A 14,676-nucleotide genomic window follows, 5' to 3' on the forward strand; every position below is an offset into this window, starting at 1 on the left:
ACCTGACGCGCACCGCTCACGTCGTCGGGCCACCCCCGCACGCCCTCATGTCCTGACGGGCGTTCCCAACGACTGACCGAGAGAGCTTCACCATGGCCACATTCCTGTACAGAATCGGGCGTTCCAGTTTCCGGCGACGCCATCTCGTCCTCTTCGCCTGGCTCGCCCTGCTGGGCGCGGCGCTCATCGCCGCCCTGAGCGCGCCGGCCACGAAGGCGCTGCCCTTCACGCTGCCCGGGGCGGAGTCCCAGAAGGCGTTCGACCTGCTCGACGAGCGGTTCCCGGGCTCCAGTTCGGACGGCGCCACCGCGCGGATCGTCTTCAAGGCCCCCGAGGGGCAGACCATGACCACGTCGGCCAACAAGGCCGAGGTGCAGAAGGTGACCAAGGAGATCACGAGCGGCTCCGACCAGGTCGCCTCCGTGGTCGATCCCTACACCGCCGGGGCCGTCAGCAAGGACGGCTCGACGGCCTACATCTCCGTCACCTACAAGGTGACCGCGGCCGAGGTGGACTCCGACTCCCACGACGCGCTCGACAAGACCGTCGAGCAGGCCCGCGCGTCCGGGCTGACCGTGGAGGCCGGTGGAAACGCCGTCAAGGTGGCGTCCCACGGGGCGGCCGCCGAGGTCATCGGTGTGATCGTGGCGACGGTCGTCCTGGTGATCACCTTCGGCTCCCTGGTGGCCGCCGGGCTGTCCCTGCTCACCGCGCTGATCGGCGTCGGCATCGGCTTCCTCACCCTCGCCACACTGAACTCGCCTCTCGAACTGGGCGACAACGCAGGGGTGTTGGCCCTGATGCTGGGGCTCGCGGTCGGTATCGACTACGCGTTGTTCATCGTCTCCCGCTACCGGTCTGAACTCGCCGAGGGCCATCCGAAGCAGGAGGCGGCCGCCCGCGCCGCGGGCACCGCGGGCTCCGCGGTGGTCTTCGCGGGCCTGACCGTGGTCATCGCGCTGGCCGGGCTCGCTGTGGTCAACATCCCGATGCTGACCAAGATGGGCCTGGCCGCCGCCGGAGCGGTCACCATCGCGGTGGTCATCGCCGTCACCCTGGTCCCCGCCATGCTCGGCTTCGCCGGAGACAGGGTGCTGTCCCAGCGCAAGGCCGGTAAGAAGACCGGCAAGGCCAGGGGTGGCTCAGACGACGCGGAGGCCACGGGAACGGCCAAGTCCCCGATGGGTGTGCGCTGGGCGCAGTTCGTGCTGCGCCGCCCCGTCGCCGTCCTGCTGGCGAGTGTGGTCGGCCTCGGTGTGATCGCCATCCCGTCGGCCTCCATGACCCTGGGCCTGCCCGACGACGGCGCCCAGCCCACCGACACCACCCAGCGCCGCGCCTACGACCTCCTCTCCGAGGGCTTCGGCGTCGGCTTCAACGGCCCCCTCGTCGTCGTGGTCGACGCCGCCCACAGCGACGACCCGAAGACGGCCGCAGGAGAGGTGGTCTCCAGGATCGGCAAGCTCGACGACGTGGCCGCCGTGGCGCCGGCCCGCTTCAACCAGGCCGGGAACACCGCGATCATCACCACCATCCCGTCGTCCAAGCCCGCCTCCGAGGCCACCGAGAAGCTGGTCGAGCACATCCGTGACGCCGGCACCGCCATCGAGAAGGACACCGACGCGAAGCTACTGGTCACCGGGCAGACCGCGGTGAACGTCGACTTCTCCCAGAAGGTCAACGACTCCCTCATCCCCTACCTGGCCCTCGTCGTCGGACTCGCCTTCCTGCTCCTGATGGCCGTCTTCCGCTCCGTCCTGGTTCCGCTCAAGGCCGCCCTGGGCTTCCTGCTCTCGGTGCTCGCCGCCCTCGGCGCGGTCGTCGCGGTCTTCCAGTGGGGCTGGCTCGCGAGCGCGATCGGCCTGGAGGAGACCGGGCCCATCATGAGCCTGATGCCGATCTTCATGGTCGGCATCGTCTTCGGACTCGCCATGGACTACGAGGTCTTCCTGGTCACCCGCATGCGCGAGGCGTACGTCCACGGCGAAGGCCCCGGACAGGCCATCCTCACCGGCTTCCGGGACGGAGGACGCGTGGTCACCGCCGCCGCAGTCATCATGATCGCCGTCTTCTCCGGCTTCATCGGCGCCAGCGGAGCCATGATCAAGACCATCGGCTTCGGTCTTGCCGTCGCCGTCCTCTTCGACGCGTTCGTCGTCCGCATGGCCATCGTCCCCGCCGTCCTCGCCCTGCTCGGCAAGTCCGCCTGGTGGCTGCCCGCCTGGCTCGACAAGCTCCTGCCGAACGTGGACGTCGAGGGCACGAAGCTCGCCACGTCCCCCGCATCCGACCCGGGTTCGGGACCGGAGAGCGACGAACACCGTCAACCCGTCCGCGTCTGATCCCTGCGCCGAGACCCCCGGGCACGTGGTGGCGCCCGCCCGTGCCCGGGGCCCGACCGGACCGACACCCCCCTCATCACCCCGTGGACGCCCGCGCCCCCCACTGGAGACGTCCGGCATGATCACCGTCCTCATCGCCGACCCCCACGCCCTGCACCGCCTCAGCCTGCGCACCCTCCTCACCCCACATCCCGGCCTGACCATGGTCGGCGAGGCGGACAGCGGCGCCGAGACGGCCCGTCTGCACGACGTACTGCGCCCCCAGGTGGTCCTGCTGAGCAGCGGACTACCCGCCGCCGACGTCATCACGACCGTCCGCCGCCTCAGACTGACCCGCCCCATCGACTCAGGGCCGCCCCGCGTCCTCGTCCTGAGCTCGGCGCGCCGTGAGCAGCACGCCTACGACGTCCTGCGTGCCGGAGCCGACGGGTACCTGCCCGCCACGGTCGCCCCGGACGAAGTGATCTCGGCCCTCTCCACCGTGGCCGCCGGGGACGCCGTCGTCCCCCCGGGCCTGGCCCGCGCCCTCATCCACGCCGTCCGCCACGGCCCGCGCCCCGAGGCCCTGGAGCCGAAAGGACGACTGGGAGACCTCACCGAACGCGAACGCGACGTCCTGACCGCCGTCGCCGCCGGACACTCCAACAGCGAGATCGCCGCACAGCTGTGCATCGCGCCGACCACCGTCAAGTCCCATGTGAGCAACATCCTCACCAAGATCGGAGCCCGCGCCCGCGTCCAGGCCGTGATCTTCGCCTACGAGTCCGGACTCGTACGGCCTCCCCGAGCCACCTCTGCCGACCGGCCCTCCCGCTCAACCCCCCACCGAATGACGCATCGTGAGGAACCGACATGCACGTACTTCTCGTCGAGGACGACCCCGCCATCGCCGACCCGCTGGAACGCGGCCTGAAGCGCTACGGCCACACCGTCCACCGGGCCGCCACCGGACGGGACGCCCTGCACGCCGGAACCACCTGGGACATGATCCTGCTCGACCTGGGCCTGCCGGACATCGACGGCCTCGACGTCTGCAGACAACTGCGCGCCGCGGGCGACGACGTCTCCCTCATCGTGATCAGCGCCCGGGACAGCGAGACCGACAAGGTCGTCGGCCTCGAACTCGGTGCCGACGACTACCTCGTCAAGCCCTTCCTGGTAAGGGAGTTGATAGCCCGGATGCGCGCGGTGCAACGCCGCCGCGTGAGCGCCCCGCCGCCCGCGCCGGAACCCTTCGAACCCGGCCGCCCCGGCGTGGTGATCGCCCTGCCCGCGCCCGGACGGACAGGCGACCGACACGGCCGTGTGGTCATCGACCGTCAGGCTCACCGAGTCTTCCTGGACGGTGCCGAAGTCGCCCTGTCGCCAAGGGAGTTCGCCATGCTCACCTTTCTCGCGGAGCGGCCGGAAGTGCTCGTGACGCGCGAGACCATCATGGCCGCCGTCTGGGACGCCAACTGGTTCGGCCCGACCAAGACCCTCGACACCCACATCTCCGTCCTGCGGCACAAGTTCGGCGACGCCCTGACCATCCAGGCCGTACGCGGCGTCGGCTTCCGCCTGATGACCGCCCCCGTCACGGTCACGCGCCCCGTCGTGTCCTGACTGGGCCGATGCTGGAGTAGTGCAGGACATGGGCCACAACTCGATGTCGCGGTGTTCCTTCGGGGAGACGCGCTCCGACTGGGATGCTCTCGACACCGCCACCTTCATCGTCGTTGTGGGCGGACGCGGCGACACGCGCTGAGCGCGGCCGGATGCTCGACGTGGCAGCGGTCGCCGGAGACATGCCGATTTCGACCGTCCCCGTGCATTTCTCGTCCGGTCCGGCTCCTCCTGAGCTGAGGGTGGCGGCACGGGATGAGTCGCGGGGATCCCAGGCGGCCGGTCCAGCTGAGTGAATCGATTCATTATCTGCGTCCTTGCGGGCCCGTGATCGATGTCAGAGTCGGCGGACGAGCTAGTCGTCAGTGTCCACGTGGTGACACTAAAGCAGTCCGAAACGTTTAAGTAACCCCATTGACTCGAATCGCACCCTCTCACTAGCGTGCGCCGAAACGTTCCAAATCGGCGAGTGCTGCGGCAGCCTCCTGCATGTGTGCCGCCCGCAGACCTGCCTGACAGGTTCACTGACAAGGAGGGAACGGCATGCCTCTCAACAGGTCGGCCACGCGTCGCCAGGTGGTGGGTACCGCTGCCGCTGCCGTGGTGCTCGGCATGATGAACCCGGCACGCAGCGCCGCGCTCTCCGGTGCCCCGTCGGCCACGGCCGCCGGCACCGGGGACGGCTGGACGGCGCAGTGGATCGGGCGGGACACCCCGCCGGTGGCGCCCGAGCTGGGCAAGCAGAACCCCGCGCCGCTGCTGCGCCGGAGGTTCGAGCTGGGCAAGCACGTCGCACGGGCCGAGTTCAGCATCGTCGGACTGGGCTACTACGAGGCGTGGATCAACGGCCACCGCGTCGGTGACCAGGTCCTGGACCCGCCGCCGTCGGCGTACGACCAGACCGCGTACTCGCGCACGTTCGACGTCACGAAGGCGCTGCGCGGCGGGGACAACGCCCTTGCCGTCACCCTGGGGCGCGGCTACCTCAGCACCCCGGCGACCACTCCGGCCACGATATTCGGCCTGCACAAGGCGCCGTGGACGCAAGAGCCCCGACTTCTGGCGCAGCTTGACATCGTCTTCAGCGACGGCACCAGACGCCGGGTCGTCAGCGACGACAAGTGGAAGATCACCGACGGGCCCACCCTGGACGCGCTGTACTTCGGTGAACACTACGACGCCCGCCGGGCCAGACCCGGCTGGACAAGCACCACCTACGACGACTCCGGCTGGGAGGACGCGCATGTGCAGCCGGCGCCCACCAAGCAGGTGGTGCCCGCCGGCATGCCGCCCGTCAAGGTCACCGACACCTTCGGCCCCGTCGGCTCCACGAAGCTGAAGACCGGCACCCAGGTCTACGACTTCGGCCGGACCACGGCCGGCTGGGCCCGCATCAAGGTCAGCGGCACGGCCGGAACGACGGTGACCCTCATCTACGGGGAGCAGCTCAACGACGACGGCACCGTGTTCCAGTCGGGCATGCTCGGTCCCGCCGACGTCAGTCACCTGGATTCCTACACCCTGGGCGGCAAGGGGGTTCAGACGTGGGAACCCAGCTTCACCCGGCACGGTTTCCGCTATGTCGAGGTCTCCACCTCGGCACCGCTGACCTCGTTCGGGATCGAGGCCCGCGTCGCGCACACCGCGGTGGAGTCGACCGGGCGCTTCGACTGCGCCAACCCGGTGCTGAACAGCATCAATGCCATTCAGCGTGCGTCGCTGCTGGACAACATGTGGGGCATTCCCAGTGACACCCCCTGGCGGGACCGGCAGGGCTGGACCGCCGATGCCTACCTCTACCTGGACTCGGCGGCACTCAACTTCGATGTCGAGGGCCTGTACCGCCAGTGGCTGCGGACGTTCCGGGACTCCCAGCGGGCCGACGGCGCCCTGCCGGTGATCGCCCCGAACCCCGGCGGCTTCCCGCTGTGGAACGACCCGTCCTGGTCGGGCACGCTGATCTCCTCCGCCTGGACCCACTTCCAGCACTACGGCGACACCGGCGTGCTGAGCGACAACTACCCGGCCATGGCGCGCTGGCTCGACCTGATGCGCACCACCATCGCCGGGACGAACGGTCTGTACACCGGCTTCTCCTTCGGCGACTGGTCACCGCCCGGCGCGGAGAACGCTGCCACCGTGGCCCTCAGGCCGCCGGAGGGCTCCCTGCTGACCGCCAACGCGGATCTTTACCACGAGGCCCGTCTCCTGGCCCGGATCGCGAGGGAACTGGGTCACTCCGGCGACGCCGCGCGGTTCGACACCATGGCCGACGCCCTGGCCGAGAAGTTCAACGAGAAGTTCCTCGATGTCGACGCGGGCGTCTACCACACCCCCGTGGAGGCCGGGTACCGCCAGACCTCCAACCTGGTGGCCCTGGCCTACGGGCTGGTCCCCGACGAACACCGGGACAAGGTCTTCGCCAACCTCGTCAAGGACATCACCGACCGAGGCAACCACCTGAACACGGGGGCCATCGGCACCAAACTGCTGCTGCCCGTCCTGACCGAGAACGGTCGCGCCGACCTGGCCTACAAGATCGCCGCTCAGACGGACTACCCCAGCTGGGGCTACTGGGTGAAGCAGGGCGCCACCACCTCGTGGGAGACCTGGTCCATGACCAAGAAGGACTTCTCGATGAACCACCCCTTCCTGGGCACCGTGGACGACTGGTTCTACCAGCATCTGGCCGGTATCCAGGCGGCTGCTCCCGGCTACGCAAAGGTGCGCGTCGCGCCGGTCGTGCCGGACGGCCTGCGGTATGCCTCAGCCCAGGTGACGACCCCGCGCGGCGAGGTCAGCTCCGGCTGGCGCAGGCAGAACGGCCGACTGACCCTCACCGTGAAGGTGCCCGCGGGGACACCGGCCGAGGTCCGTGTCCCGCTCACGGACGGAGCACGGGGGGTCACCGCGGGCCGGGGCGCGACCCGCGTGGAGCGGAAGGACGACTACGTCGCCTACCACGTGGGGGCCGGGACACACGTCTTCCACGTGTCCTGACCAGGCATCGGGCACCCGAGTTCGCCCTGGCGGGCGGGCTCGGGGCCCGATGGCCGGTCGGCCGGTTCAAGTGGACCGGCGGACGACGACCTCAGCCGAAGCCGCACTCTCCCAGATCGTGCGGCCCAGCGGCGTGCGCCGACCGTTCAGCTCCGCCTCCAGCCAGACGCGCACACCCTTGAGACGGTCGGAATCGACCAAGCGCGCCGTCGTGAGCGCGGGGAGCGCCAAGCGGCCCTCCACGGTGTCCTCGGCGCCGATGACCGCCACATCCGACGGAACCCGCCAGCCGAGATCCGCAGCCGCGGCCAGCACGGCCAGTCCATGGCGGTCATCGGCCGCACAGATCGCCGAACCCGGCGCCCGGCCCAGCGCCGACAGGGCCGTCACGGCCTGCTGCCGGTCGAGAGGCAGAGTGAACACCTCGGGCTGCGGCATCTCCCGCCGCTCGCATTCCTCCCGTGCACCCTGGAGCCGGTGCTCGGCCACCACGCGTCGGCTCGAAGGCTCAGGAAACGCGTACCAGACCCTTTCGAAACCACGTTCCGCCAGATGCGCCACCTGGGCCCGGCCGATCGCCCGCTCCCAGGGCCGGTCCGCTGCCTCCGGATCTCCCTCGGCGGCGGGGAACCCGAAGACATGCCGGACCCCGGCGGCACGCATCTCCTCACAGGTCCGTACGGTCACGAAGGCGAACAAGGCGACACCGACAGGCTGCAACGCCGCCACCACCTTCACCGCCTCCGCCTCCTGGAGCAGCGTGTGCGTGACGACGGTGTAACCGAGGCCGGACAAGGCGCCCATGACCGCGCTGCTCCAGCGCTCGCTGGCATCCCCCACGAACGTCGGGTCGAGGACCACCAGGACGACGTTCGAGTGCCCGCGGCGCAGGGCGGTACCCACGGGGTTGCGCACGTATCCGAGATCGGAGACCGCTGCGGCCACGCGCCGCTTCGTCTCTTCGCTGATCGTCTGGGACTCCTTGCCGTTCAGCACGTAGCTGACCGTGGCCACGGAGACCCCGCTGAGCTTGGCCACGTCCCGGATCGTCGGACGGCGTACCCCGGCACCCACTCGTCCAGCCCCTCTTCTTCGACTCCAGCCAGGGTATGCGCTGCTCAACGCTGTGTGTGCCCGGTCCTTCCCATGCTGCAGAGCAGATGATCGCCGGTCCAGGAGCCTGTCTATCAAACCCGCTGATCAGCAGGGTCGCTGGCAGCCGACCTGGAGCAGAGCGTCCTGCGGCGACACCGTGGTGCTCCTCAGACGTGCTCGCGCTCGGTCCAGGCGGTCAGACCGGGCCACAGGCCGACCCCCAGCGCGACTTCGAGACGGGCGAGCGTTCCCAAGTCGGGCAGGACCATTCCCCGCAGCAGTCGGCTGATCGTCGCGTGCGAAACCCCCGCTTTGTCCCCCAGGGCCCTCAGCCCGATCGTGGATACCTCCATCGCCTCTGCGAGGTTCCGTGCGAAGGCTTGGCCGTAGTACGCGCTGACGGGGGCGTCCTCGACGAGCCGGGCATACGGCCAAGCGCCGGACGCGACGTAAGTCGCCGGCAGTTGGTCGTTGTTGCTCCGGGGCATGCCGAGATGATCCCACGTCCCCATGGGTCCCGTCCCTCCGTGCCGCGCGGGTCGGCGCATGCCGCCGTGGTGGTGTAAGTACACACCACTCTAGGGGGTGGAAGCCCGGCTGTGTTGCGGAAATCGGCCCGTGGGTGTGTCGCACTCTGCGATGGCGCGGGCGGATCTACGTGGTCGGACCCGGATCTCCCTTCCTTTTCGGGGCATCGTGCAGGTCGGTGAGGATCCGCCTGATGTCCGCGGCCAGGGTCGTGGGTGCGGGAACGCGGCCGGCGCGAACGGCGAGAGCGCCGGCCGGATCGGACTCCACCAGGTATCCGACCTCCGACAGGATGCCGAACAAGGCCGCGTGCAGGTGGCGCCGGGCGGCCTCGTGTGCGCGGTCCGCGGCTGCCATGGGTAGACCCCGCAACTGCTCGTCGGCGGCCGCGCGCCGCAGGCTGCGGGAAACAAACCACTCCACGTCCACCGATTCATCGCGATCGGTCACCGCGACGCCGTAGGAGCGATAACGGTCGTTGTCGTCTGCTTCGGGCAGCCCGGCGGCCGCCAGAATCGTCCGGATTTCCAGGCCCAATGGACCGCGAGCGGGAGGTCGACGTCGGTGCTGAGCGCTTGTCACTGGGGACGCTCCTGGGTGGGGTAAGACCAGATATCGAGAGATGAGGAGGGCCGCGCTGCTGGTAGCCGATGCAGGGCGGCGGGATTCGAGATCACTCGACAAGCGTGATGACGCCGTCGGGAATCCAGCCCTCCAGGTACCCACGCAGAAAAGGGCCGAGCTCGCGTGGGTACACATCGAAATCCGCGTCCTCCACATCGGACAGGGGATGCCAGACGTAGTCGACATCCAGGGAGGCGTGGGCCCGAGCGCGAAGGCTGATGGGCCTCATCCTGTCGTGACGGGTGACGAAGATGCGCATCAAGCGTGCCTGTCCGTCCCGCTCTGGAACGGGAGCGAACTTGCCGACCACTGGAGTAGCGGCAAGGAACCAGTGAGAGAAGATCGGGTCCAGAACTCGAATGGCTGAGAATCTGGAAGGCTGCAGAGGGATCACTCGCGCCTTGATCGGCTGCCAAGCGGACTCGCCGTGAATTCGGCAGAGCAGCACGCGCTCTTGGCGGTCAATCACAGCCAGCACCGTAGACAACGATTTCCGTCGGAGAATTCTCATGCGTTGAGCGTCCGTCAGAATCGGTGCGGATGCCTCCCGCTGAGTTGCAAGCGAATGAAGCCGATAAGAATGAGGCGATTTACTGAAGTGAGGCGATGGCGAGATGCCTGTGACGCATCGCCCATGCGCGATGCACTGCAGCTGTCGGTTTGGGAGGTCGGCCTCTGTGCCGAGAGAGAGGGGGCCGCGCGGTTCTCGGGAGAAGCCGTAGTCCCAGTCGCCTCAGTACCGGTTGCTGACGAGGTGACAGGCCCTGGCCTGCGCAGATGCGTTGGGCGTTCCCAGATCACCCTCAGAGCGTTCTGGCCGCGGTGCGCGCACCCGCTCCGACCTGCGGCGAGTGACTTTCGCACAAGCCCCGCGAAGGCGGGGGCTTGTGGCAAACCTTGGCGAAAACCCAGCGAGTGGATCTTTAGCCGAGGCATACAAGCCCGCTGGTCAGTGGTGGTGTGTCGGGTGCTCGCGACGGTTTCCCGGGCGGACATCCAGCGTGACCTGACCGCTGACGTGAACAGCGTAGCGGATCGGGGCGGAGCAATGGGGTGGGGTACGGGGGCGATGCGGAAGCGAGGTAGGTGACCTGCGGGTTTTCGTGCAGTGGTGAGGTGTGGGTGACTTGCCGCTGGGGAGAACGGGCGCTCTGTATGTCCGTTCCGCTCGGCCACAGCGGCGAGATCGGCCACATCCGTGTCCGCGACCTCGATACCGAACGCAGCCGCCCACCAAGACCGCCCCCGCTGGTGTCCCCTCCACGCCTGGTCCCTGAGCACGCTCAGGGACCGAGCCGAATTCATCACCGCTCGCCAACTTCGCCCAGAGTCAGTGCCGTTGGCCTCCAAGCCAGGGTCTGCGTGGTTCTGCGGGACCTGCTCATTCTGCAGGAATCGAGCAACCGTGCGGCCCATGAAGGTCATTGAGTCTTTACCGGTGAAGAAGTGTTCGGCGGCGGGGCGCGCCGGGCTGGTCCGGGAGGCCGTTCTGGCCTGCCGGGTTGGTGTGCGGGTGCCGGCCGGCGCCGACGGTCGCGCCGAGGGAGTCGGCGCGGGCTTCCACGGGTGTGAAGTCGCCGTTGACACACCGCCGCGGCCGCCCGACACCGGGATCGCGGCCTCGGTCGGCTCCGGACGTCCGGTCGACTCGGGCGCGCACGTTGGCACGGAGGGCCTGCGCGCCCGGAGGTTGACGGCGTAGCCCTCCTGTCTGCCCTGCTGTGGGGTGTCGAGTCGTGCACCTGGCGGACGATCGGCGTGTATCTGTTGCCCCATGTCGACCTTCACCTGCTCAGGCAGCTCTTGATGAGAATTAATGCGTTACAGATTATTGACGTCCGTTTTTTGATTGACACATACTCCGCACAGCGTCGGTGGTGCACCGCGCAAGCAACCGCACAGGTGGTGGAGATGAAGTCAGCAGACGTCCGTTCCGGAAGGCCAGGAAGTCCCGGAAGCCCCGGAAGTTCCCGAGGTCGCAGTGACCTCACGGTCCTTGCGCTGTGTTTCGCGGTGATCTTGTTCGACGGTTACGACCTCATCATCTACGGGGCCGTGGTGCCGTCCCTGCTGCGCTACGAACCCTGGGCTCTGACGCCCACCGAGGCCGGGCTGATCGGCAGTTACGCCCTCGTCGGGATGCTTGTCGGCGCGCTGGTCGCGGGCGCGGTGACGGACCTGGTCGGCCGGCGGAAGATGCTGTTGGTCAGCGTGAGCTGGTTCTCGCTGGCCATGGCGGCCTGCGCGGTCGCCCCGAGTGCCGAGCTCTTCGGCCTGTTCCGGCTGCTCGGCGGCCTCGGCCTGGGGGGCGTGATGCCCACCGCCATCGCCCTGACCGCCGAGTACTCGGCCCCGCACCGGCGCAGCCTCGACAACGCGCTGATGTTCTCCGGCTACTCGGTGGGCGGCATCCTGTCCGCCGTACTCGCCCTGGCGCTCCTGCCGGCGTTCGGCTTCCGGATCATGTTCTGGCTCGGCGCGCTGCCGCTCGTGACCGTCGTCCCGCTGCTGTGGCGGTTCCTGCCCGAGTCCGAGAGCTACCTGGAGGCCAGGAACCGCGCACGGGACCCGTGGGATGCCGGGGGAACGAAGCGCGGTCTCGCCGCGCTGTTCACTCGACGCCACCTCCTGCCCGCCGTCCTGTTCGCGGTCACCAGCTTCTTCGGGCTGCTGCTCGTGTACGGGCTCAACACCTGGCTGCCGCAGATCATGAAGTCGGCCGGCTATCCGCTCTCCGGCTCGCTGCTGTTCCTGGTGATGATGAACGTGGGTGCCGCGGCGGGGTCCGTCCTGGTGGCGCCGGTGGGTGACCGGCTGGGCATGAAGCCGGTGACCATGGTGGCGTTCGTGGCCGCCGCCGTCTCCATCTACCTGCTGAGCTCGCCCATGGCGGCGCCGGTGATGTACGCGCTGGTGGCGGTCGCCGGGTTCGGCACCATCGGCAGCCAGATCATGGTCAACGCGTACGTCGCCATGCACTTCCCGCCCGAGGTCCGCGCGACCGCGCTGGGCTGGACGCTGGGCATCGGAAGGCTCGGCGCGGTCGTGGGTCCGACGTTCGGCGGCATCCTGCTCGCCTCCGGCCTGGCCGTGGAGTGGAACTTCTACGCCTTCGCCATACCGGCGGCGGTCGGGTCGCTCATGGTTCTCCTGCTCCCCAAGGGCACCCGGGCCGCCGTGGCTCCCGCCCCGGACGCGGTGGCCGTGCGGGCCTGAGTGTCCGGGGATGTGGCACAGGCTCTACGGCGCAGGAGGACCGCCCCCGCCGCGTAGGACGCGGTGGGGGCGGTCGTTTCGTCTTCGCGTCGCCTCACGTCTTCAGCAGTGCCGCCGTCAGGTCGTCGGGCCGGGTGAACTGGGCCTCATGGCTGCCGGGGTACTCGATCACGGGCGTGTCCGGGCCGAGGCGCCGCGGGAAGCGGGGCGTCCAGCCGTACTCGCCGGGCGGCAGGGCCAGGTCCTCGGTGCCGACGACGTAGGAGGCGGGGACGCCGAGCGCCGCCGGGTCGATCGGGGCGACCGTCTCGGTGAAGTAGCGCAGGGGCTGGGGGACCAGCAGACCGTGGACCAGGCGTACGGCGCTCTCGTCGCCGTCCTGCATGAAGGCCGACGCGAAGACCTCGTACGGGAAGAGGATGCCGTCGTTGCCGGACGCGGCGGCGAGCTGCCGGAACATCTCGGCGTAGTGCGGCGGGACCTCGTCCATCAGGGACCGGCCCTCGGCGGGGACGAACGCGCTCCAGTACACGAGCCTCCGCAGGCGTGGCGCGAGGCGTGGGGCCGCCGCGGTGAGCGGGTAGCCGCCCCAGCTGTGCCCGACCAGGGTGACGTCCCGCAGGTCGTGCCGTTCGACGAGGTCGACGAGGAAGTCACCGACGTCGGCCAGGCCGTACGCGCGCGGGTCGTCGCCGTCGGTGAGGCCGGGCAGGTCGGGGGCGAGGACGCGATGACCGGCGGCGCGCAGCCGTTCGGCCACCGGGCGCCAGGTCCAGCCGCTGTGACAGGCGCCGGATACGAGGACGAAGGTCTCTGTCATGGCGTCTCCTTCGACGCTGGGAGTGACAGGAGGCGGGGGCAGGAACATGCCGTCTCGGGGACGGCCGTCGTACAGTTGAAATATCTGTCGTGCGTGAGACGATCGTCAAGTAGTTGACACGTATAGGGGTGGGGTCCGTACCGGGCCCAGGAGGTGCTTGTGAAACCGCGGTCGCTGGTCTTCGACCTGTTCGGCGACTATCTGCGCTACCGGGGCGGCGACGTCCGGCTGCGCGGTCTGGTCGCGCTGATGGACTGCTTCGACATCCCCGAGAGCACGGTGCGGGTGGTCGCCGCCCGGATGCGCAAGGAGGGCTGGCTGGACAGCCGCCGGGAGGGGAGGGAGACCTTCTACGCCCTCACCGACGCCTCCTGGCAGCTGCTCGACGAGGGCCGGGAGCGGATCTTCCGGCGCGCGCCCGGCCCGTGGGACGGCCAGTGGCACATGGTCATCTACTCGGTGCCCGAAGCCGACCGGGCGCTGCGCGAGCAACTGCGCAAGAAGCTGTCCTGGCTGGGCTTCGGCCTGCTGTCCGCGTCCGTGTGGATCAGCCCGCACGACCGGGTCGCCGAAGTCAGGGAGAGCTTCGCCGACCAGCCCGCGGCACGGATCGACGCGTTGCACGCGCGCTCCGAGGGAGCGGTCGCCGACCGTGACATGGCGGCCCGCTCCTGGGACCTGGCCGCCCTGGACAAGGAGTACGGCGAACTGCTCGACCGCTACCGGCCCCGCCTCGCCGGCTACCGCGCGGGCGAACTGCGCGGCCGGGACGCGCTGGTCGAGCGCATGCGCCTGGTTCACGACTACCGCATGTTCCCCTTCCGGGACCCCGACCTGCCCCCCGAGCTGCTGCCCGAGGGCTGGGTCGGCCGCCAGGCCCACGAGCTGTTCCTGGAGGCCCACGGCCTGCTGCGGGCGGAGGCGGAGGGGTACGTCGACGAGGTGATCGGCGGCAACGGGGGCTGAGCGGCGCCGCCCGGAAGAAATGCGTTTCAAAATCTAGACGACCGTTATTTGGATGTCGTACGTTGGGCTCAGGCAATCCCGAAGGAGTGAGTCCGTCGTGACGATCACCGACGAACGTGCCGCGCTGGAGAGGCTCTACGCCGACTTCGAGGCCGCACATCTGACACCGCCGTGGACCCGGCGTGAGGGCCTGATGACGCACGTGCCGCAGCCGGACGCCGTGCCCGCCCTGTGGCGCTGGTCGGTGCTGCACCCGCTCGCCGCCCGCAGTGGCGACCTCGTCCCCGTGGGCCGGGGCGGCGAGCGCCGCGCCATCGCGCCGGCCAACCCGGGACTGCCCGGTACGGCCTACGCCACCCCCACCCTGTGGGCCGCGATCCAGTACCTCGGCCCCGGCGAGGAGGCGCCGGCCCACCGCCACACCCAGACCGCGTTCCGCGGCGAACTGGTGACCCGTGTCGAAGGCATCGGCGAGTGCCG

Annotated in this window: 11 protein-coding genes and 1 pseudogene; 7 read left to right on the forward strand and 5 right to left on the reverse strand. The window is 69.3% G+C overall.

Going from position 1 to position 14,676, the window contains the following annotated elements; translation table 11 throughout:
* Positions 1-92 precede the first annotated feature (92 nt).
* The 4 genes from ACLZN2_RS26085 (at position 93) to ACLZN2_RS26100 (ending at position 6,947) form a co-directional block, all read left to right on the forward strand.
* Positions 93-2,342, forward strand: a complete 2,250-nt coding sequence (locus ACLZN2_RS26085) for an MMPL family transporter (RefSeq protein ID WP_416981483.1) — start codon at positions 93-95, stop codon at positions 2,340-2,342.
* A gap of 118 nt (positions 2,343-2,460) precedes the next feature.
* Positions 2,461-3,255: a LuxR C-terminal-related transcriptional regulator gene (locus ACLZN2_RS26090; RefSeq protein WP_416981484.1), complete on the forward strand. Its 795-nt coding sequence runs from the start codon at positions 2,461-2,463 to the stop codon at positions 3,253-3,255.
* Positions 3,195-3,947, forward strand: a complete 753-nt coding sequence (locus ACLZN2_RS26095) for a response regulator transcription factor (RefSeq protein WP_416981485.1) — start codon at positions 3,195-3,197, stop codon at positions 3,945-3,947. Before ACLZN2_RS26090 ends, ACLZN2_RS26095 begins: the two co-directional genes overlap by 61 nt.
* 543 nt (positions 3,948-4,490) lie before the next feature.
* Positions 4,491-6,947 carry a family 78 glycoside hydrolase catalytic domain gene (locus ACLZN2_RS26100; protein ID WP_416981487.1) on the forward strand — a complete coding sequence of 819 codons (2,457 nt, stop codon included), beginning with the start codon at positions 4,491-4,493 and terminating at the stop codon, positions 6,945-6,947.
* A 66-nt stretch (positions 6,948-7,013) separates the two neighbouring features.
* On the opposite strand, the gene ACLZN2_RS26105 is transcribed toward ACLZN2_RS26100, so the two are convergent.
* From ACLZN2_RS26105 to ACLZN2_RS26120, 4 genes are all read right to left on the reverse strand, one after another.
* The gene (locus ACLZN2_RS26105; RefSeq protein ID WP_416981488.1) at positions 7,014-7,985 is read right to left on the reverse strand and encodes a LacI family DNA-binding transcriptional regulator; all 972 of its coding nucleotides are present in this window, start codon (positions 7,983-7,985) and stop codon (positions 7,014-7,016) included.
* 224 nt (positions 7,986-8,209) lie between these two features.
* The gene (locus ACLZN2_RS26110; RefSeq protein WP_416981489.1) at positions 8,210-8,530 is read right to left on the reverse strand and encodes a helix-turn-helix domain-containing protein; all 321 of its coding nucleotides are present in this window, start codon (positions 8,528-8,530) and stop codon (positions 8,210-8,212) included.
* A gap of 166 nt (positions 8,531-8,696) precedes the next feature.
* A complete protein-coding gene (locus tag ACLZN2_RS26115) occupies positions 8,697-9,107 on the reverse strand; it encodes a hypothetical protein (protein WP_416981490.1) in 411 nt (136 codons plus the stop codon).
* Between the two features lie 136 nt (positions 9,108-9,243).
* On the reverse strand, positions 9,244-9,663 hold the full coding sequence (locus ACLZN2_RS26120; RefSeq protein ID WP_416981491.1) for a hypothetical protein: 420 nt from the start codon (positions 9,661-9,663) through the stop codon (positions 9,244-9,246).
* Between the two features lie 1,544 nt (positions 9,664-11,207).
* Here ACLZN2_RS26120 and ACLZN2_RS26125 point away from each other — a divergent pair.
* On the forward strand, positions 11,208-12,410 hold the full coding sequence (locus tag ACLZN2_RS26125; protein WP_416981493.1) for an MFS transporter: 1,203 nt from the start codon (positions 11,208-11,210) through the stop codon (positions 12,408-12,410).
* A 94-nt stretch (positions 12,411-12,504) separates the two neighbouring features.
* On the opposite strand, the gene ACLZN2_RS26130 is transcribed toward ACLZN2_RS26125, so the two are convergent.
* Complete coding sequence (locus ACLZN2_RS26130) at positions 12,505-13,230, reverse strand: alpha/beta fold hydrolase (protein ID WP_416981495.1); 726 nt, start codon at positions 13,228-13,230, stop codon at positions 12,505-12,507.
* A 159-nt stretch (positions 13,231-13,389) separates the two neighbouring features.
* Here ACLZN2_RS26130 and ACLZN2_RS26135 point away from each other — a divergent pair, with 159 nt between their 5' ends.
* Positions 13,390-14,196, forward strand: a complete 807-nt coding sequence (locus ACLZN2_RS26135) for a PaaX family transcriptional regulator C-terminal domain-containing protein (protein ID WP_416981496.1) — start codon at positions 13,390-13,392, stop codon at positions 14,194-14,196.
* Positions 14,197-14,248: 52 nt separating this feature from the next.
* Positions 14,249-14,635 (forward strand): annotated as a pseudogene (locus ACLZN2_RS26140) (hypothetical protein); the annotation flags it as partial.
* Positions 14,636-14,676: the final 41 nt, after the last annotated feature.

This window comes from Streptomyces sp. T028, assembly GCF_048159505.1.
Taxonomy (GTDB): Bacteria; Actinomycetota; Actinomycetes; order Streptomycetales; family Streptomycetaceae; genus Streptomyces.